Source organism: Zoogloea sp. (assembly GCF_041914405.1).
Taxonomy (GTDB): Bacteria; Pseudomonadota; Gammaproteobacteria; order Burkholderiales; family Rhodocyclaceae; genus Zoogloea.
In genome coordinates this window covers 131,458-149,113 of sequence record NZ_JAYSDK010000004.1, presented here as the reverse complement: position 1 = coordinate 149,113, position 17,656 = coordinate 131,458, and the positions used below count along the sequence as shown (strand labels likewise).

Genomic DNA, 17,656 nt, shown 5'->3' with positions numbered 1-17,656 from the left:
GTACGTTAAGTTAGTCAATCGACTGAATTTAGTCGATCAGCATGACGGCGGTCAACTCTCCATAGCCGGCAGGGCGGTATCGGCTAGCTCAGCGTGGACGGCAGCTGGGCTGTGAGTGCCTGCTTGCCGGCGGTGGCGCTGCCGAGTACCGCGAAGCCGCGCAGACTGCCATCAGAGGCGACGAAGCGGGCGGTCAGGCCGTCGCGGTCATCTTCCACTTGCCACGCGCCCTCAGTGCCGGCCGCGGGCGGGGCGACGACCGTTGGGACGGCAGGCGTCTTCACCAGCACCGGCATGGCCGGGTAGCGCACGTCGGTCGGCGTGCCGGCAAGGGTCTGGGCCAGCGCGCGGACCTGCTGCATGATCGGCATCACGAAGGGCAGGCTGAGGCCGTCCACCTCGGCGCAGTCGCCGATCGCATAAACGTTCGGGGCGCTGGCGGCGAGGCGGCGGTCGACGACGATGCCGCGCTGGGTGGCGAGTCCTGCCTCAGCGGCGATGCCGGTACGTGGGCGCAGGCCGACTGCCGACAGCACGAGGTCCACATCGAGCTGGCTGCCGTCGTCGAGTTCGAGACGATAGCCGTCCGCCTGGCGGGTGACGCTGCGCGCTGCGGTGCCCATGCGGAAGCGGACGCCAGCGGCTTCGAGTCGTCCCTGGAACCAGTGTCCGGCGGCTTCCGGAAGCAGGCGGCCGAGGGGCCACGGGGCGGGGTCGAGGACCGTCGGCACGATGCCGCGGGCCAGCAAGTCGTTGGCGAACTCGCAACCGATCAGGCCCCCGCCGAGGATCGCGATGCGCTGCACGCCGTCGAGGCGGGCGCTGAAGCGGGCGAAGTCTTCGAGGTCATTCACCGACAGTACGTCGGCGGCGCCGTCACCATCGAGGGGCAGGCGGATCGGGTCGGCGCCGATGGCCAGCACTACGTCCCGGTAGGCCAGGTGTTCGCCATTGCTGAAAGACACCTGACGCGCCGCCGTGTCGATGGACGCGACCTGGGTGTGGGCGAGGATCCTGGCGCCGAGTTCTTCGGCCATCCGGTCGGCGCTCTTCATCACCAGCGACTCAGCGGTCTTGCCGCCGGCCAGTGCGTTGGACAGCATCGGTTTGGAGTAGAAGGGTGCCGCGTCGCGGCTGACCAGCACCAGTGGGACAGTCTTGTCGAGCTTGCGGATCTCGCGGGCCAGGTTGTAGCCGGCGAGGCCGGTGCCGAGGATGAGGGTGGGCAAGTCGGGATGGGGCATCGGTAGGACCTCGCGAAATGGGCTGGCGGGGCGGCGCGGAAAGGGAAGGCGCGCCGCCCGGATGGGCATGGTCAGATCTCGACCATCTCGAAGTCCGACTTGGCCACACCGCAGTCGGGGCAGGCCCAGTCGTCAGGGATGTCGGCCCAGCGGGTGCCCGGGGCGATGCCTTCGTCGGGGAGGCCGGCGGTTTCGTCGTAGATGAAGCCGCAAACGATGCATTGGTAGGTTTTCATGGTGCGCTTTCCTTTTTAGTCTGAATGCGGGGATTGAACAGGGTCGGGTTGGCGTCAGGCGCCGATTTTGTCGAGGGCGGCCTGGTAGTGGGCGGCGTGGCGTTCCTCGACCTTGGCGAGGGCGGCAAAGCGCTTGGCGGCCTTTTCGAGCACGGCGCGGAACTGCTCCGCATGCTCCTTCGACTCGGCGATCTGCTCATCGATCTCCTGCACCGCGGCATCGTTGCCTTCGGCGACGGCGGTGTGGCGGAAGGCCGGGTACATTTCGGTGTACTCGTAGGTCTCGCCCTCGATGGCGAACTGCAAGGCGCGGGCCGGGCTCATCTTGGCCTTCGGGTAGAGCAGGTCGAGGTGGCCGAAGGCGTGCATCACTTCCTGATCGGCCGTGGCTTCGAAGGCCTTGGCGGTTTCCTCGTCGCCCATTTCGCGGCACAACTTGGCGAAGTAGCGGTACTTGATATGGGCCATCGATTCGCCGGCGAAAGCGGCTTCGAGGTTCTGGATGGTGGCCGAGGCGGGATTGTGGAAGGGGTTTGCCATGGTGATTCTCCTGATGGTTGTTGTGTCGATCGGGATTCGATGGAGACCATCGTATGGCAGCAGGAAAAATACTTGAAATTAATTGTTTAAAGAATTTTGATAATAAATAACTATTATTAAATGGTGTCGCCCCCGTGGGGGCGAACTGGATCAGCCGGCGAAGGGCAGGTCGTAGTCGACGGTCAGCGGTGCGTGGTCGCTGAAGCGCTCGTCCTTGTAAACGGCGGTACGCACTGCTCGGGCGCCGAGATCCGGTGTGGCGATCTGGTAGTCGAGGCGCCAACCTACGTTTTTGGCCCAGGCCTGGCCGCGGTTGGACCACCAGGTGTAGCAGGCGTCGGTGGCTTCGGGATGGAGGCGGCGGTAGGTGTCCACCCAACCCTGTTCGTCGAACAGGCGGCTTAGCCAAGCCCGTTCTTCGGGCAGGAAGCCGGAGTTCTTCTGGTTGGAGCGCCAGTTCTTGAGGTCGATGGCCTGGTGGGCGATGTTCCAGTCGCCGCAGATCACCACGTCGCGTCCGCTGGCCCGCAGCTCGGCCATGTGCGGCAGGAACAGATCCATGAAGCGGAACTTGGCAGCCTGACGTTCCTCGGAACTCGAACCGGACGGCAGGTACAGGGAGACGACCGACAGGTTGCCGAAGTCGGCCTGCAGGTAGCGGCCTTCCAGGTCGAATTCTTCGTGACCCAGGCCCTCGACGATGCGGTCGGGCGCCTTGCGGGTGTAGATGCCGACACCGCTATAGCCTTTCTTGGCAGCGCAGTGGAAGTATCCCGTCATGTCGGCGGGAGCGCTCATTTCAGGCGTAAGATCCGGAAGTTGAGCTTTCAACTCCTGTACACATACGACGTCGGCATCCTGCTGGCCGAGCCACGTGAGGAAGCCTTTCACGCTGGCGGAACGGATGCCATTGAGGTTGGCGGTGACGACGCGTAACATTTTGTTTGATTTGGTCCATTTTTTTGGAAACGACGTGGATTTTAGCCGTGATTTCATCGCCCTCTCCTGCGACAAGGGCGTGCTGAGGTTTGGAGAGTTCGTCACCAAGGCGGGGCGTCTCTCCCCCTATTTCTTCAATGCCGGGCTGTTTAACGACGGTGCGTCCTTCGGCAAGCTGTGCGACTTCTACGCGCAGACCCTGCTGGCCGCCCAGTTGCCTTGCGACATGCTGTTCGGGCCTGCCTACAAGGGCATCCCGCTGGTGGCGGGTACCGCGATGCGGCTTGCCGAGCGCGGCCACAACCTGCCGTTCTGCTTCAACCGCAAGGAAGCCAAGGACCACGGCGAGGGCGGTACCCTGGTCGGCGCGCCGCTGGCCGGCCGCGTGGCGATCCTCGACGACGTGATCTCGGCAGGCACCTCGGTGCGCGAGTCGGTGGAGATCATCCGTGCCCACGGCGCCACGCCGTCGGCGGTGGTCATCGCCCTCGACCGCATGGAGCGCGGCACTGGCACGCTGTCGGCGGTGCAGGAGGTGAGTGATACCTACGGGATTCCGGTGCTGGCCGTGGCCAACCTGAAGGACCTGATCGCCTACCTGGCCGATAGTCCGGCGCTGAAGGCCAATCTGGAGGCCGTGCAGCGGTATCGCGACACCTATGGTGTGAGCGGAGAAAACTGATCTCATGCGACGGCTGGCCCTGTTGTGCGCGCTATGGGTGGTGCTGCCGGTAGGGGCGCAGACGCCCTCCCGGACCGTCTTTTGCTGCTCGGACAATGGCCATCAGGTGTGCGGCGACGTGTTGCCGCCCCAGTGTTATGGCAAGAGCTACCGGGAGATGAGCCCCCAGGGCACCGTGCGCCGGCTGGTGGAGGCACCGCTGACGCCCGAGCAACTGGCCCGCAAGGAAGCCGAGGATCGGGCCCGACGGGCCGAGCAGCTGCGCCTGCGTGCTGAACAGCGTCGCAACCAGTCGCTGCTTGAAACCTATTCCAGCGTTGCCGACATCGACGCGCGCCGGGATCGCGCGATTCAGGGGGTGCAGCTGGAGCTGAAGCAGGCTGAGGCGGTGCGTGCCCAGTTGTTGCAGAAGCGTTCCGGCCTGACCCGCGAGGCGGAGTTCTACCAGAAGCGCGGCATGCCCCCCAGCCTGGCGGCCGCGCTGCGGGAATCCGACAGCGAGCTGGCGGCACAGGGGGTGGTGATCGATGCCAAGAAGCGGGATATCGAGGCGATCCGGACCCGCTATGAACAGGACCGCAGCCGTTACATTGCGCTGACCGAATCCCGTTCGGCGCCGCAGCCCCAGCGTTGAACGCAGCCCGGGCTTTTCAGACTACCTTTCCGGCTTTTCCGACCATGCTTCAATACAAGATCGTTCCTGTCACCCCCTTCGAACAGAACTGCTCCCTGCTGTGGTGCGACGTGAGCCGCAAGGCGGCGGTCGTCGACCCGGGCGGCGACGTGGACCGGATTGCCGCGGCGATCGATCAACTGGGGCTGACGGTGGAGAAGATCCTGCTGACCCATGGCCATATTGACCATGCCGGTGGTACCGCCGAGTTGGCCCGCCGGCTGGCCGTGCCGGTCGAGGGGCCTGAGAAGGAGGAGCGCTTCTGGATCGATGCCTTGCCCCAGCAGAGCAAGATGTTTGGCTTTCCGCAGGTGGAGACATTCACGCCGGACCGCTGGTTGGCCGATGGCGACACGGTGACGGTAGGCCAGGAAACGCTGGACGTGCTGCATTGCCCTGGCCACACACCGGGCCATGTGGTGTTCTTCAGCTCGTCGGCACGGCTGGCTGTGGTTGGCGACGTGCTTTTCGCCGGGTCTATCGGGCGCACGGATTTCCCGCGCGGCAGCCATGCGGACCTGGTTCAGTCCATCCGCGGCAAGCTGTGGCCGCTGGGCAATGACGTGTCCTTCATTCCAGGCCACGGGCCGATGTCCACCTTCGGCGAGGAGCGCGACAGCAATCCATATGTGGGCGACTACGCCTGAGCAGCAGGCGCATCCCGGTTTTTCAGGCGACGAGCTTCAATTTCAGAAAAAGGTAGGTCTGCGTGCGATTTGCGATTATCGAGGACGATCCAGCTCAGATGGAGGTACTGACGGCCTGGCTGAAGGAAGCCGGGCACGATGTTCATGGCTTCACGCTGGCCCGTGAATTCATGCGGGTGGCCAGTCGCGAGAGCTTCGACCTGTTGCTGGTGGACTGGATGTTGCCGGGTCTGACCGGCGAGCAGGTGCTGCGCTGGCTGCGCGTCGAGCGTAACAACGATACGCCGGCGATCTTCATCACTTCGCGGGATGCCGAGGAGGACATTGCCAATGCCTTCAGTGCTGGCGCCGACGACTATGTGGTCAAGCCGCCGCGGCGCATCGAGTTGTTGTCGCGCATCGAGGCGGTATTGCGGCGGGCCCAGCCGAAGAGCCCCAACCAGACCCTGACGGTGGGCGTGTACCACTTCGATCTGGCCAAGAAGACCCTCGGCATCGACGGCACCGGGGTGGACCTGACGGACAAGGAGTTCGAACTGGCGGCCTTCCTGTTCCGCAACCTCGGCCGCCTGCTGTCCCGTGGCCACCTGCTCGAAGCCGTGTGGGGGCGCAACCCCTCCCTGGCAACGCGTACCGTGGATACCCATATCAGCCGTGTGCGCAGCAAGCTCAACCTGCGGCCGGAGAACGGTTTCCGACTGACGCCCACCTACAATTTCGGCTATCGCCTCGAGCGGATCGATCCTTCCGAACCGTCCGCCGTCGTCTCGCCCGACTGAGGGGCGAGGACGACGGGCCACGCTGCGCCTACTTCTTCAGCGCGTCGCGGATTTCCCGCAGCAGTTTCACATCTTCCGGTTCCGCCGGCGGCTCCGCGGGTGCCGGTTCGGCGGCCGGCTCTTCGCGCTTCAGTTTGTTGATGGCCTTGATCGCCACGAAGATCGCCAGTGCGACGATCAGGAAGTCGATCACCGAGTTGATGAACACGCCGTACTTGAACAGCGGTGCGCCGGCCTTCTCGGCGGCCTCCATGGTGTCGTAGGTCTTGTCGCTGAGGTTCAAGTAGAAATGCTTGAAGTCCATGCCGCCCAGCAGCTTGCCGAGGACGGGCATCAGCATGTCCTTGACGAGGGAGTCGACGATCTTCTGGAAGGCGCCACCGATGATTACACCGACGGCCAGGTCGACGACATTGCCCTTGACGGCGAATTCCTTGAATTCCTGGATGAAGCTCATGGCTGCTCCTTTGTGGATGAGTCGATGAAGGCTCGTGGCTTGAAATACTGCCGCTCGGTAAGTGCAAGAAGCGCGCAAATCTGGCAATACCGAGCAAGAACAAACCGAATTTTGTGCATGAAGATCGAGTTTGCGAAGTATTGCACTTCGGGTAGAACAATAACCTAATATATTCGTCGCATTTCAATCAAGAGACCGCCTTGAAAAGCGTTACCGCTTCTCTGCACCGGCCCACCCTCGAGTGGCTGGCGGTGACGTTCCTGTGTGCTGTCCTGGCCGGGCTGTCGGCCTGTGAGGGCTGGTTGTGGCGCATCGACCAGACCCTGTATGACGATGCCCTGTCCAGCTGGCTGCGGCCGCCGAGCTCCGATCTGGTGATCATCGCCATCGACGATGCCAGCCTGGCAAGCGTCGGGCGTTGGCCATGGTCGCGCCGTCTGTATGCGCGGCTGCTCGAACAGGCGCGTGCGGCTGGAGCGGCGGCGGTGGTGCTGGATCTGCCGCTGGATTCGGCAAGCCCGGATGATCCCGAAGGTGATCTGATGCTTGCCCGCGCCATGCGGAGTTTCGGGCGCGTCGTGCTGCCGCTGCGCCAGGCGGGGTCGGGCATGGGTGAGGACTTGCCCTTGCCGATGTTTGCCAATGCGGCCGCATCGGTAGGCCTCGATCAGGTGGAGTTCGATCCTGATGGCATCGTGCGCAGCCTGTACCTGTGGGGTGGCTTCGGCGCTGCCCGCAATCCCCATCTTTCGCTGGCGCTGCTGCGCGTCGTTGCGCCCGAGGCGGCGCGGCACTATCGGGAGCCACCGCTCGCCGATGGGCTCGACAACGTGCTGTGGCAGCGCTCGGACTGGCTGCACATCCGTTTCTCCGGGCCGCCGGGCAGTTACACCCATTACCCCTTCCGCGCGGTACTCAATGGGGATGTGCCGGATATGACCCTGCGCGGCAAGATCCTGTTCGTCGGGGTGACGGCCACCGGTCTCGGCGAAGCGGTGCCGACGCCGACATCCGGCTTGCTGCGGCCGATGCAGGGCATCGAGGTGCAGGCCAACGTCTTCGAGGCGCTGCGCCGGGGCGCCACGGTGACCGCGTTGCCACCGTGGGCGGCGGCTACAGTGGCGGCGGTACTGGTCGTCGTGCTGATGCTGTTCCTGCTGCATGCCGGCCCCAGCGCGGGTCTGATCGGCACCTTCGTGCTGGGCGGTCTGGCCGTGGCGCTGGCCTTTCTTGGCCTCCACTTGGGGGGCTGGTGGTTCGGTCCGGCGCCGGCCATGCTCGGCTGCGCGCTGGCTTACCCCCTGTGGAGCTGGCGCCGGCTGGAGTCCGCCCAGCGTTATCTGGATGCCGAGTTGGTGGCCCTTGAACGAGAGGGGACGACCTTCGGTGAGCTTCCGAATAAGGTCGGTAGCGGCAGTGCGGATCCGCTGGAGCGGCGGATCCGCATCGTGCGGCAGGTTGCCCAGCACCAGCGCGATGTGCGTCGCTTCATGGCGGCCACCCTCGAACACCTGTCCATCGGGGTCGTCGTAATAGACCCGCGTGGCCAGGTGACCCTGCACAACGGCCAGGCGCGCCTGCTGCTTCATGCGAGCCACGGTGAGGCCTTGCTCGATGCGTTGCGGGCACTGCCATGGCCTGGCTATCTGCCGATGCGCGATGGCTTGCCGGATCTCGGTGGCTTTACGGGAACCCGCCAGTTCGAGTTGTCCAGCGACGAGCGACATTGCATGCTGGTGTCGGTGGCCGATCTGCTCCTCGATCCCGGTGTGCCGCCGGGGCGGGTCATCGGCCTGGCCGACGTGACGGTGATGCATGAGGCCCGCCGCAGCCGTGAAGACACGATGCATTTCCTGTCCCATGACCTGCGCGCGCCCTTGGCCTCGATCCTGACCCTTATCGAGGGGCGCAACGTCTCGCTTGAGCAGCGCGCTGCCCAGATTCCGCGGATCGCCCGCTATGCGCGCTCCGCCCTCGACCTGGCCGACGGTCTGTTTCGCCTGGTGCGCGCGGAAGGATCGGATCCACGGGATTTCGTCGAGCTGGACCTGGCCGGCTTGGTGGATTCCGCCGCCGACGAAGTGTGGCCGCAGGCCCATGCCCGCGGTATTCGGGTCGAGGTGGACACCCATGACGCGGACAGTGAAGAGGCGATCGTGCGTGGGGACTTTTCCCTGTTGCGGCGGGCGGTGATCAACCTGCTGACCAATGCGATCAAGTACGGCGCCCCGAACAGCACGGTGGCGGTACGTCTGCAGGCCGACGGCGGCGACTGGCTGATTCGCGTCCGTGACCAGGGTGTCGGCATTCCCCCCGAAGCGTTGCCACGGCTTTTCAAACGTTTCAGCCGGTTGGGCGGGGATGGATCGTCGCAGCCGTCCGGGGTCGGCCTGGGTCTGCTGATCGTCAAGACGGTGGCGGAGCGCCATGGGGGAACGGTGACGGTGGAGAGCACACCCGGACAGGGCAGTACCTTCGAACTGCATCTGCCGCTGCGGAACCAGGCTGCCACCTCGCTGCCGGCCTGAGCGGGCGGCCATTCGGGTACCCAGAACGTCTTCAGCCTGCTGCGGGCGATCCGCGAGTTCTTGGATGGCGTGCTGCTGACCAGCCCGGCGTTGGTGGGTCAATGATCTTTCCGGGGACCGAAGCGGCGAGGTGAGTGCCGCCGGTCTAGCGGGTGTCGCTGTGACGCCGCTTTGCGCTGTACATGCTCTTGTCGGAGTGGGTCAGCAGGGTAGCGGGATCGCGGCCGTGATCGGGATAGATGGCCAGGCCGACGGAGCAGCAGATACGCACGTGGCAGTGTCCCAGGTTGATCGGTAGCGCGACGACCCGCTTGATCTTGTCGATGACACCATCGATGGCCTGTTGGTCGTGGGCTCCGTTGAGCAGCACGGCGAATTCGTCGCCACCGTAGCGGGCCACCCGGTCTTCGTTGCGCAGGATGCGTCGCAGGCGGCTGGCAATGGCCTTCAGTACGGCATCGCCGGCCTGGTGCCCGTGGGTGTCGTTGATCTGCTTGAAGTCGTCCAGATCGATGAACAGCACTGCGACGCGCTCGCCGCTCTCGGCGGCGCCGGCGATTGCCGCGCAAAGGTGGCGATCGAAGCGGTCACGGTTGAGCAGCGCGGTGAGGCTGTCGTGGTTGGCGCGGAATTCGTTGAGGGCGGCCCGTTCGTGGAATTCGGTGACATCCACCATGGTGCCGATGAAGCCGCTGATGCGCCCTAACTCGTCGCGCAACGGGCCGGCTTCGGCGCGCATGCGGCGCCGGCTGCCGTCGTCGGGGCGGATGAAGGCAAACTCCTCGGCGAAGCGGGTCGCCGAGGCCACGGCCAGCTGCCAGCCATCCCGTACCCGCGCCTGTTCGCCGGCCGGCAGCAGGTTGATCCATGGCGTGTCGGCGACTTCGGGCAGGCTGCGGCCGAGGATTTGCTCGCAGCGCTCGTTGAGGAAGGTGCAGCGGGCATGGCTGTCAGCCTCGAAGAGGCCGGCCGGGGCCTGGCGGGCCAGCTCGCGGAAGCGCATTTCACTGTGCTGGAGTTCGACCTGCGCATGTGACAGGCGCTGGAGGTCGTTGCGTAGCTGGCGGCCCTGCTGCTTGAGCAGGGCCTCGCGGCGGACGGTTTCGGTGACGTCGCGAATCTGCAGCAGGCAGTGGCGGACACCGTCAACGTCCAGAGGGATCACGTCGATGGCTTGCTTGACCCGTTCGTCCTGCTTGCTGCCGGGGGGGAAGAGCGGCATCGGCATCGGATGCAAGGCGTGGGACAGGCGTGCCGACCAGCCGAAATCCAGGGTTTCGCGGATGACCAGCGCGACGCGGGGATCGATCGGGTGGCCAAAGGCCTCGGCCAGTGCCCGCCCGGTGACGTGGCCGGCCTCGAGCCCGGTGCGTTGTTCGATCCAGCGGTTCCACAAGCAGATGTGTCCCTTCCCGTCCAACAGGATCAGGCCGATGTCGACGCAGTCGGCGAGGAGGGAGTGGAAGCCGGTCATGGCGTGGTCACGGGGTCGTCGTGGCCGGGTAGGCGGAACAGGCGGCGGATCTGGGCCATGAAGCTGGTGATCGACGGCACGTTCATGATGAACAGCACGAAGCCGGACAGATTGTGGGCGGCCATGTTCATCGAGATGCGGGCCACCAGGATCACGCTGTCGGCGTCCCGGTCGTCGAGCAGGGTGGCGGCGCTGCGGGATTGCACGCTCGGCAGCGAGCCGATCATCTCGGTGCCGAAAAGGTTGGCCAGGCTGGCCATGCAGCTGTTGATGATGATGTTGCCGATCTCGGCGAGGGCGTCCTGTTCGAGTTCGGTGATGTGCTGGACGGGGGCGTCGTCGCCGAGCATACGGCGCACTATCTCCAGGCTGCCGTGTTCGGGGAAGAGCAGCAGCGCATCGGTCTGGAAGCCGTCGGCCGCCTTGAAGTGCTGGTTGATGCGGCACAGGCGGTCGTTGCCGCCACCAGGCCGGCCTTGGCTCAGGCGTTCGGTGAGGGTGTCCCGGGACAGGATCTCGATGGCCGGTACCGACAGTTCGATCTCTTCGTGCACGATCGCCGAAAAGGTGGCTGCGGCTTCGCCGAGGGACAGGTTGAAGGCCTCGGTGAGTGCGTCGAGTTCGAGCTCGGAGAAGTCGTGCATCGCGTTAGTCCAGCAATTGCAGGATGTCGCTGATGACGGCCTCACCTATCGGTTTGCGGAAGAAGCGTACACCCAGGCCTGCGGCCCGCCGCTGGATGGATTCCTGGACGTTGGCGGTGAGCAGCGCGAGGGTGAGGCCGGGGTGGGTGGCGCGGATCTTCTCGGCCAGGTCGAGCCCCGAGATGCCGGGCATGTTCATGTCGAGCACCGCGAGATCTGGCTGGGAGGTGCTCAGGAGTTCGAGGGCCGCTTCGCCGTTGCCTGCTTCGAGCAGGGTCAGATCCGGCCGCAGGCTGCGCATAACAGAGGCGCACAGCATCCGCGAGGCGCGGCTGTCGTCGACGAGCAGGATCGTTGCAGGGGAGGGCATGGGGTCGCTCCGATGAGTTCCTTCCCTTGCTTACGGAGAGCAGGGATGAGAACTTGAGTGCAATTATTCACAAGGAATGAGTGCGCAGAGACCGGAGCGGTCGGGCTTCAGCCGTTCTCCGGCTGAGCCAGTGTTCTGATGGCGTCGTTGTACGGGACGGTGCTGTTCAGCCCGGGTCGCCGGCGAGGCTGTATTCGCCGCGGCCGATGCGCGCCATCGCCACCGCAAAGCCCGAAATGCCGCCGCCCCGGTAGAACAGGCAGGGCTTGCCGACCCGTTTGCAGTGGGCTTTTACGTGGTAGTAGGCGTTGTGGCTGACATGGTCGGTTGGGCACATCACGGCATCGGCGCAGCGGATCAGCTCGGGCAGGCGCGACAAGGATTCCTCCTGGCCGCCGTCGTGGTGGATCAGGGTGATGCCGAGGCGCCCGGCGAGCTGGCGGTACTGTGCCAGCAGTGCGGCGCGGCCTCCCACGTACAGCACGCAGCGTGTACTGATGGCGTGTTCGCAGGCAGCGCAGGCGTCGCTGCCCGATGTGGCTTCGCAGGGGCCAGGTTCCATGGCACGTAGCAGCTGTTCCAGCGCATCCCGCTCGGACAGCGCGGCGTCCCGTTCCGCGGCAATGCGTTGGGCCTCCTCGCGGATGTCCTTCAGATTGCGCTCCAGTTCCCACATCCGTCCGGAGGTGGCCAACAGCTTGTCGTGGGATGTCTGCAGGGCGACCAGGCGTTGTCCCATCTCGACGATTACCTGACCGGATTCGAAGCGCTGTAAGCGCTTGTGCAGGGTGTCGATTTCATCACGTAGGGCGTCCCGTTCGGAGCGCTCGGCCTCGGCGGTGGCAAGCTGTCGGCGCAGGGCAGCCAATTCCTGTTTGAGGCCATTTTTCAGTTCGGCATTTTCCTTTTCCAGATGGGCGAGGCGCCGCGTGTCGGCGGCCAGGCTCGCGCCGACCTGGTGGGACAGCATGTGCACGTCGGCGTAGGCCCGCTGCAGGCTGCTCTGGGACGCGTTCCGGTGGGTGCATAGGGCCCATAGGGGGCCGGCGATGTCGCCGCGCTGTTGGCATTCGTGCCACAGGGCCAGCAGATCCTTGTCGTCTTTGAGCTTGCCGAAGCGGGCCACCCAGAGCTGGTATCTGCGGTCCAGATGGCGCTGCATTGCCTCGGAAGCCGGGTTGCGGCTCCGGCATTGGGCCACGGCCTCCACGTGCAGGGCAAAGTCGTCGCCGGGACGGGCGGAGAAGTGGAAGCGCTTGGCGAAGCGCTGCAAATCGTCAATGGACAGGCAGGTACCGATCAGAGGGCAGTGGTGCTTGTCGTCGAGATCCCACAGCTTGGGATGCTTTCGGCCTGTTGTGCCGCTGGTCGGTGCGTCGATGGCCACCAAGGCGTTGGCGTATTCCGCCCGCAACAGGCTTTGCAGGCTCTGGGGCTGGTTCTCAGGGGCGAGACACATGCTGCTCTCCCGCGGAGGTGTCTTCGATGCGATGGGCGGCACGTTCGCAAAGGTCGCGAAAGTCCGGCTCCAGGTCGGGCCGGTCGGCCAGTCGGCCAAGGAGATCGGCGGCGCGTCTGGCCGCGTGCCGGCAGCCGGTTTCTTCGAAGCGGAGGAGCTGGGCGAGCGTACCGAGCCACAGGCTGGGCGATTCGATGGCGGGCAGCGGCAGGGCCGGAGTGTTCATAGGAGCATCCATTCGGGTTAATGAGAATGGATCTCAAATTACTCGGGTTAGGTGTAGAAGTAAACGAGAATTATTATCAAATAGTTTCAGGCGGAGGCCTATCGCATGAGAAGCAAAAGCGCCGCGGGGCGTGATCCGGAGGACCGGACCACGCCCCGCGGCGCTGTATCAGTACGACTGCTGCGGCTTACTTGGCGGCGGCAGGCGCTTCGGCGGGTTTGGCTTCCGCCTTGGTTTCAGTCTTGGCGTGCTTCACGTGCTTGACATGCTTTTCGACCTTCGCGCCTTCGGCCTTGGCCGGCTCGGTGGTCTTGGCTGCCTCGGTCTTCACCGTCTCGCCGGCCTTGGCGGCTTCAGCCTTCGGCGCTTCGGTCTTCTTCTCGACGGCTGCAGTCGCGGCGGCGGCGGGCTTGGCCGGCGTAGCCGGGGTTGCAGCAGGCGCCTGTGCAAAGGAGGCGGAAGCGAAACCGGCGGCGATGGCGATGGCGATGATCTTGTTCAGCATTTGCGTTCTCCTTGATAACTCGGTCGTTTGTTCCGGGGCGGCGTAATTGCCTGCCCTTGTAGCGAATAACGCCCGCCATCGCCGGTGGTTGTCAGGGGAAATGTAAGCCCTTGTTCATTTGTAACAGGGCGCTTTCCCTGTTTTTTCGGAGAGTCTGCCGTCGACGTCAACTTTTTGGTTCGAGGTCCCTGTGCTCGAAAAAAAGACCTGCGCTTGGTTCTCAATCCCGGGCGGCCACTGTAGCGGAGGCGATTGCTTCACTTCATGAGGAGGATTCCATGCGAGTCACACGAGCTGGCCTATCTGAATGTCCACACCCAGGTGTTTCCCGCGGCTTCCTGCAGGCCGTGCCGGAGCCTGCGTCCCTGTCTCTGCTCGGTCTGGCCGGGGGGATGACGCTGGTGCGCAGAAGGCGGTCGTAGGCTGTCCTGAGCCCGGCCGCTCAGACTTCGGCTGGATCCACGTCGAGGTGCCAGCGCAGCTCCCTGGGCGCTCGCAGGGCCCATAGCTGGCGGCTCCATTCGGCGAGAAAGGCCTGCAGTGCCGGGCGGGTCTGCGCTTCGACCAGCAACTGGGCGCGTTCCCTGCGGGCGAGGCGGACCATGCGCATCGGCACCGGATCGAAGACATGCACGCCGAAAGCCTGGGACAAGGGTTCGGCGGCGGCGCGGGCGGCTTTCAGCCAGTCGATGGCCATTGCAAGCTCGGCGGCGTTGGCGCATAGCAGCGCGTTTGCTGCGAACGGCGGGAAGCGGGCCTGCTTGCGCTCCTCCAGCTGTAGGGAGGCGTAGCGGGCGAAGTCGTGGGCGGCGAGGCACTGGTACAGCGGATGGTCGGGATACTGGGTCTGCACCATCACTTCGCCAGGCAGTTCGCCGCGCCCGGCGCGGCCACCGACCTGCATGAGCTGCTGGAACAGACGTTCGGGGGCCCGGAAATCGGCGGCGAACAGCGATGAATCGGCGTTCAGGACACCGACGAAGGTCAGCTTGGGAAAGTCGTGTCCCTTGGCCATCATCTGGGTGCCGACCAGAATGTCGGCGTCGCCGCGGCCAATTTGGTCGAGCAGCGCGTCCCATTGGCTGCGGGTGCGCGCGGCATCCCGGTCGACGCGCAGGATTCGGGCATCGGGAAAGCGCTCGCCCAAGGTTTCCTCAAGTCGTTGGGTGCCACGCCCGAAAGGCTGGATGTCCTGGTCGCCGCAGTCCGGGCAGGCCAGCGGGATGCCGGCTTCGAAGCTGCAGTGGTGGCAGCGCAAGCGCCGGTCGGCCAGGTGCAGGACCATGTTGGCCGTGCAGTGCGGACAGCGGCTGACCCAGCCACAGGATGGACAGGACAGCACCGGCGCATAGCCGCGGCGGTTGAGGAAGACCAGGCTCTGCTCGCCACGCTGCAAGCGCGCGTCGATGGCGCGCAGCAGGTGTTCGGATACCCCGTGCTGGAGTTTTTCGCGGCGGACGTCCACCGGGCGTACCCGTGGCAACGTGGCGGCGACGGCGCGATTGGCGAGCTCGATGCGCCGGTAGCGGCCGCTGTCGGCGGCGTACCAGCTCTCCAGGGACGGCGTGGCGGAGCCCAGGACGATCGGCACGCTGCGCTGGCGGGCGCGCCAGATCGCCAGGTCACGGGCGTTGTAGCGCACGCCCTCGTGCTGCTTGTAGCTGGCGTCGTGTTCCTCGTCCACCACAATCAGCCCCAGGCGGGGCAGCGGCGTGAATACCGACAGGCGGGTACCAAGAACGATCTCCGCGCGTCCTTCCATGGCCTGCACGAAGCCCTGGGAGCGGGCGCCTTCGGCCAGTGCGGAATGCAGGCTGACCACCCGGGCGGCCGGGAAGCGGCCGGCCACGCGTCCCTCCAGTTGCGGGGTGAGGGCGATTTCGGGAACGAGGATCAGGGCTTGTCCGCCTTGGGCGATGACCTGCTGGACCAGTCGCAGATAGACCTCGGTCTTGCCACTGCCGGTGACGCCGGCCAGCAGGAAGGTCTGGAAGCGGCCGAAGTCCGCCGACATCGCATCGACGGCCGCCTGCTGCTCTGCGGTGAGCGTCGGTGCGCCTGCCATTGCCGCGGGATTGGCGGCGGCGGAAGGGGCAATCCAGCCCCGCTTGAGGGCGTCGGTCACCGCCGGGTTGGCGCTATTCCCTTCACGTAGCTGGGATTTGCGGCGGGGGCCTTGGTTGGCGAGATTGTGCAGCAGGGTCAGTGCGCGGCTCTGCCGTTTGGTGGAGTGGATGGCGTCCCGCCCAGCGTCGGTCAGATCGAGCAGGGGGTCAGCTTCGTTGCCGCTGACCGCGTCCGCCCGGCGCAGGCGCGGCGGCAGGGCCATCGCCACGACTTCTCCGAGAGGGTGCTGATAGTAGCGGGCGGTGAAGTCGACCATCGCCAGCCAGTCCGCAGGCAGGGCCGGTGCTTCACGCTGGATGGCAATGACCGGCTTCAACTGCTCCATCGGCACTTCAGCCATGTCGGGGAGAGCGACGATCAGTCCGGTCTTCTCGCCGCGTCCGAAGGGAACCCGCACGCAGCGGCCCAGATCGGCCGGGCAGAGATCTACGGCGATGTAGTCGAAGGTCCGGGGTAAGGGGACCGGCAGGGCGACGCGGACAATCACGGCGGGTTAGATGGCGAGTTTGTGGCCGATTCCGAAAAATACCGGTAAATCAGTGTATTGCAAGGGGTTGATGAGATGGCGGATGGGGAAAGGGATTGAAGCCTTTGGCTCCGAATACGTATTTTTTCTTGTCCACAAAATCTGTGGATAACTTTGTGGGGAAAACCGGAAAATCTCCCTTATAGCCGCTCGCCATATGCTTTCCATTTTCTGGATCCGAATCTGGCACGGATAATATTCCATTTAAAAACAGTCTCTTGGAAATGCCCAAAAACCAGTTCGAAATTTGTGTCGAAAAAATGACGGGAGGCGTGAAGCTGTGCACAAGTCAAGGGGTAAGTCGAAAATTTAGTGCTTGACGGGGCCTTTTTCCGTATTCGTTCCGGGGAGATCGAGGGAGCCTCCGGGGGGTATTGGCAAGGGGCATTGTTGAGGAGGAGCTGTCAGTAAAAAGGCCGGCACTCTGCCGGCCTTTTTGCGATTGAGCCGACCTGCCTCAGGCGGCCTTGGCCTTCAGTTCGCGGCTGTAGCTATGCACGGTATTGACCAGAACCTCGACGTTTTCCGGCGGGGTGAACTGGGAGATCCCGTGGCCCAGGTTGAAGACATGGCCGTGGTGCGGGCCGAAGGCGTCGAGAACCTTCTTCGCTTCAGCGGCGACGGCCTCGGGGCTGCCGAACAGTACGGCCGGGTCGAGGTTGCCCTGGAGCGCGACCTTGTCGCCGACAAGGCGGCGAGCTGCACCGATATCCACGGTCCAGTCGAGGCCGACGGCGTCGGCGCCGCTGTCGGCAATATCGGCCAGCCACAGGCCGCCACCCTTGGTGAAGACGATGCACGGTACCTTCTCGCCATCCTTCTCGCGGGTGAGGCCGGCGACGATCTTGCGGATGTAAGCGAGGGAGAATTCCTTGTAGGCACCGTGGGCGAGCACGCCACCCCAGGAGTCGAAGATCATTACGGCCTGGGCGCCGGCTTCGATCTGTGCATTGAGGTAGGCGATGACCGCCTGGGCGGTGACGTCCAGGATGTGGTGCATCAGATCGGGGCGGCTGTAGAGCAGAGCCTTGACCTTGCGGTAGTCGTCCGAGCCGCCGCCTTCCACCATGTAGCAGGAGAGGGTCCAGGGGCTGCCGGAGAAGCCGATCAGAGGCACGGAGTCGTCCAGCGCGCGGCGGATCTCCTTCACTGCGTCCATCACGTAGCCCAGCTCGATGTTGGGATCGGGTACTGCCAGGTTGCGGATCTCCCATTCTTCCTTCAGCGGTCGCTCGAACTTCGGCCCCTCGCCTTCGGCGAAGTAGAGGCCAAGGCCCATTGCGTCCGGTACGGTGAGGATGTCAGAGAACAGGATCGCCGCGTCGAGGTTGTAGCGGGTGAGGGGCTGCAGCGTGACCTCGCAGGCTAGGCTGGGGTTCTTGCACAGATCAAGGAAGCTGCCGGCACGCTTGCGGGTCTCGCGGTACTCGGGCAGGTAGCGGCCGGCCTGGCGCATCAGCCAGAGGGGGGTGTAGTCGGTGGGCTGGCGCAGGAGTGCGCGCAGGAAGGTGTCGTTCTTCGGACGGCTCACGGTAAATCCTCGACGGGGACCGCGCTGGGCGGCAAAGGCAGGATTATCCGTCATTTGCCGCTCTGGCGT

19 protein-coding genes are annotated in these 17,656 nt (G+C 64.8%); 6 read left to right on the top strand and 13 right to left on the bottom strand.

Annotated features, from left to right (window positions below):
* Window positions 1–83: 83 nt before the first annotated feature.
* The 4 genes from ACE3RX_RS03985 to ACE3RX_RS03970 form a co-directional block, all read right to left on the bottom strand.
* A complete protein-coding gene (locus ACE3RX_RS03985) occupies window positions 84–1,244 on the bottom strand; it encodes an NAD(P)/FAD-dependent oxidoreductase (protein WP_374480549.1) in 1,161 nt (386 codons plus the stop codon).
* A gap of 71 nt (window positions 1,245–1,315) precedes the next feature.
* Window positions 1,316–1,480, bottom strand: coding sequence for a rubredoxin (locus ACE3RX_RS03980; protein WP_079434560.1), 165 nt, complete (start codon window positions 1,478–1,480; stop codon window positions 1,316–1,318).
* 54 nt (window positions 1,481–1,534) lie between these two features.
* On the bottom strand, window positions 1,535–2,020 hold the full coding sequence (locus ACE3RX_RS03975) for a rubrerythrin family protein (protein WP_374480547.1): 486 nt from the start codon (window positions 2,018–2,020) through the stop codon (window positions 1,535–1,537).
* Between the two features lie 150 nt (window positions 2,021–2,170).
* Window positions 2,171–2,959, bottom strand: a complete 789-nt coding sequence (locus tag ACE3RX_RS03970; protein WP_374480544.1) for an exodeoxyribonuclease III — start codon at window positions 2,957–2,959, stop codon at window positions 2,171–2,173.
* A 34-nt stretch (window positions 2,960–2,993) separates the two neighbouring features.
* On the opposite strand from ACE3RX_RS03970, the gene pyrE reads away from it, so the two are divergent.
* The 4 genes from pyrE to ACE3RX_RS03950 all read left to right on the top strand — a co-directional run bounded on the left by pyrE (window position 2,994) and on the right by ACE3RX_RS03950 (window position 5,740).
* Window positions 2,994–3,641, top strand: a complete 648-nt coding sequence (gene pyrE, locus ACE3RX_RS03965) for an orotate phosphoribosyltransferase (RefSeq protein ID WP_374480542.1) — start codon at window positions 2,994–2,996, stop codon at window positions 3,639–3,641.
* A 4-nt stretch (window positions 3,642–3,645) separates the two neighbouring features.
* Window positions 3,646–4,275, top strand: coding sequence for a hypothetical protein (locus ACE3RX_RS03960; protein WP_374480540.1), 630 nt, complete (start codon window positions 3,646–3,648; stop codon window positions 4,273–4,275).
* 44 nt (window positions 4,276–4,319) lie between these two features.
* Entirely contained in the window at window positions 4,320–4,961 is a 642-nt protein-coding gene (locus ACE3RX_RS03955; RefSeq protein WP_374480538.1) for an MBL fold metallo-hydrolase, read from the top strand.
* Between the two features lie 62 nt (window positions 4,962–5,023).
* Window positions 5,024–5,740: a response regulator transcription factor gene (locus tag ACE3RX_RS03950; RefSeq protein ID WP_374480536.1), complete on the top strand. Its 717-nt coding sequence runs from the start codon at window positions 5,024–5,026 to the stop codon at window positions 5,738–5,740.
* Between the two features lie 28 nt (window positions 5,741–5,768).
* On the opposite strand, the gene mscL is transcribed toward ACE3RX_RS03950, so the two are convergent.
* The gene (mscL, locus tag ACE3RX_RS03945; protein WP_374480534.1) at window positions 5,769–6,197 is read right to left on the bottom strand and encodes a large conductance mechanosensitive channel protein MscL; all 429 of its coding nucleotides are present in this window, start codon (window positions 6,195–6,197) and stop codon (window positions 5,769–5,771) included.
* A gap of 200 nt (window positions 6,198–6,397) precedes the next feature.
* Between mscL and ACE3RX_RS03940 the strand changes: the two genes are divergently transcribed.
* Window positions 6,398–8,725, top strand: a complete 2,328-nt coding sequence (locus ACE3RX_RS03940) for a CHASE2 domain-containing protein (protein WP_374480532.1) — start codon at window positions 6,398–6,400, stop codon at window positions 8,723–8,725.
* Window positions 8,726–8,870: 145 nt separating this feature from the next.
* On the opposite strand, the gene ACE3RX_RS03935 is transcribed toward ACE3RX_RS03940, so the two are convergent.
* The 6 genes from ACE3RX_RS03935 to ACE3RX_RS03910 all read right to left on the bottom strand — a co-directional run bounded on the left by ACE3RX_RS03935 (window position 8,871) and on the right by ACE3RX_RS03910 (window position 13,403).
* Window positions 8,871–10,199 carry a diguanylate cyclase domain-containing protein gene (locus ACE3RX_RS03935; protein WP_374480530.1) on the bottom strand — a complete coding sequence of 443 codons (1,329 nt, stop codon included), beginning with the start codon at window positions 10,197–10,199 and terminating at the stop codon, window positions 8,871–8,873.
* On the bottom strand, window positions 10,196–10,843 hold the full coding sequence (locus tag ACE3RX_RS03930) for a hypothetical protein (protein WP_374480528.1): 648 nt from the start codon (window positions 10,841–10,843) through the stop codon (window positions 10,196–10,198). The genes ACE3RX_RS03935 and ACE3RX_RS03930 overlap by 4 nt, the downstream gene beginning before the upstream one ends.
* A gap of 4 nt (window positions 10,844–10,847) precedes the next feature.
* On the bottom strand, window positions 10,848–11,213 hold the full coding sequence (locus tag ACE3RX_RS03925; protein ID WP_374480526.1) for a response regulator transcription factor: 366 nt from the start codon (window positions 11,211–11,213) through the stop codon (window positions 10,848–10,850).
* A gap of 166 nt (window positions 11,214–11,379) precedes the next feature.
* Window positions 11,380–12,672 (bottom strand): DUF2325 domain-containing protein, encoded by a 1,293-nt coding sequence (locus ACE3RX_RS03920; protein ID WP_374480524.1) that lies wholly within the window; start codon window positions 12,670–12,672, stop codon window positions 11,380–11,382.
* Window positions 12,656–12,898, bottom strand: coding sequence for a hypothetical protein (locus ACE3RX_RS03915; protein WP_374480522.1), 243 nt, complete (start codon window positions 12,896–12,898; stop codon window positions 12,656–12,658). Before ACE3RX_RS03915 ends, ACE3RX_RS03920 begins: the two co-directional genes overlap by 17 nt.
* Window positions 12,899–13,085: 187 nt before the next feature.
* Window positions 13,086–13,403, bottom strand: a complete 318-nt coding sequence (locus ACE3RX_RS03910) for an amine oxidase (protein WP_374480520.1) — start codon at window positions 13,401–13,403, stop codon at window positions 13,086–13,088.
* Window positions 13,404–13,681: 278 nt separating this feature from the next.
* Between ACE3RX_RS03910 and ACE3RX_RS03905 the strand changes: the two genes are divergently transcribed.
* Window positions 13,682–13,825, top strand: a complete 144-nt coding sequence (locus tag ACE3RX_RS03905; protein ID WP_374480518.1) for a PEP-CTERM sorting domain-containing protein — start codon at window positions 13,682–13,684, stop codon at window positions 13,823–13,825.
* A gap of 20 nt (window positions 13,826–13,845) precedes the next feature.
* On the opposite strand, the gene ACE3RX_RS03900 is transcribed toward ACE3RX_RS03905, so the two are convergent.
* Together ACE3RX_RS03900 and hemE are read right to left on the bottom strand one after the other, a co-directional pair.
* The gene (locus tag ACE3RX_RS03900; protein WP_374480516.1) at window positions 13,846–16,017 is read right to left on the bottom strand and encodes a primosomal protein N'; all 2,172 of its coding nucleotides are present in this window, start codon (window positions 16,015–16,017) and stop codon (window positions 13,846–13,848) included.
* A 496-nt stretch (window positions 16,018–16,513) separates the two neighbouring features.
* The gene (gene hemE, locus ACE3RX_RS03895; protein ID WP_374480514.1) at window positions 16,514–17,587 is read right to left on the bottom strand and encodes a uroporphyrinogen decarboxylase; all 1,074 of its coding nucleotides are present in this window, start codon (window positions 17,585–17,587) and stop codon (window positions 16,514–16,516) included.
* Window positions 17,588–17,656: the final 69 nt, after the last annotated feature.

Bases quoted from the DNA above. Each gene is read 5' to 3' on its own strand.
- ACE3RX_RS03955 (WP_374480538.1), top strand. From the start codon at position 4,320: ATGCTTCAATACAAGATCGTTCCTGTCACCCCCTTCGAACAGAACTGC.
- ACE3RX_RS03915 (WP_374480522.1), bottom strand. From the start codon at position 12,898: ATGAACACTCCGGCCCTGCCGCTGCCCGCCATCGAATCGCCCAGCCTG.
- ACE3RX_RS03920 (WP_374480524.1), bottom strand. From the start codon at position 12,672: ATGTGTCTCGCCCCTGAGAACCAGCCCCAGAGCCTGCAAAGCCTGTTG.
- ACE3RX_RS03935 (WP_374480530.1), bottom strand. From the start codon at position 10,199: ATGACCGGCTTCCACTCCCTCCTCGCCGACTGCGTCGACATCGGCCTG.
- ACE3RX_RS03930 (WP_374480528.1), bottom strand. From the start codon at position 10,843: ATGCACGACTTCTCCGAGCTCGAACTCGACGCACTCACCGAGGCCTTC.
- ACE3RX_RS03910 (WP_374480520.1), bottom strand. From the start codon at position 13,403: ATGCTGAACAAGATCATCGCCATCGCCATCGCCGCCGGTTTCGCTTCC.
- ACE3RX_RS03905 (WP_374480518.1), top strand. From the start codon at position 13,682: ATGCGAGTCACACGAGCTGGCCTATCTGAATGTCCACACCCAGGTGTT.
- mscL (WP_374480534.1), bottom strand. From the start codon at position 6,197: ATGAGCTTCATCCAGGAATTCAAGGAATTCGCCGTCAAGGGCAATGTC.
- ACE3RX_RS03925 (WP_374480526.1), bottom strand. From the start codon at position 11,213: ATGCCCTCCCCTGCAACGATCCTGCTCGTCGACGACAGCCGCGCCTCG.
- ACE3RX_RS03970 (WP_374480544.1), bottom strand. From the start codon at position 2,959: ATGTTACGCGTCGTCACCGCCAACCTCAATGGCATCCGTTCCGCCAGC.
- ACE3RX_RS03960 (WP_374480540.1), top strand. From the start codon at position 3,646: ATGCGACGGCTGGCCCTGTTGTGCGCGCTATGGGTGGTGCTGCCGGTA.
- ACE3RX_RS03985 (WP_374480549.1), bottom strand. From the start codon at position 1,244: ATGCCCCATCCCGACTTGCCCACCCTCATCCTCGGCACCGGCCTCGCC.
- ACE3RX_RS03980 (WP_079434560.1), bottom strand. From the start codon at position 1,480: ATGAAAACCTACCAATGCATCGTTTGCGGCTTCATCTACGACGAAACC.
- ACE3RX_RS03975 (WP_374480547.1), bottom strand. From the start codon at position 2,020: ATGGCAAACCCCTTCCACAATCCCGCCTCGGCCACCATCCAGAACCTC.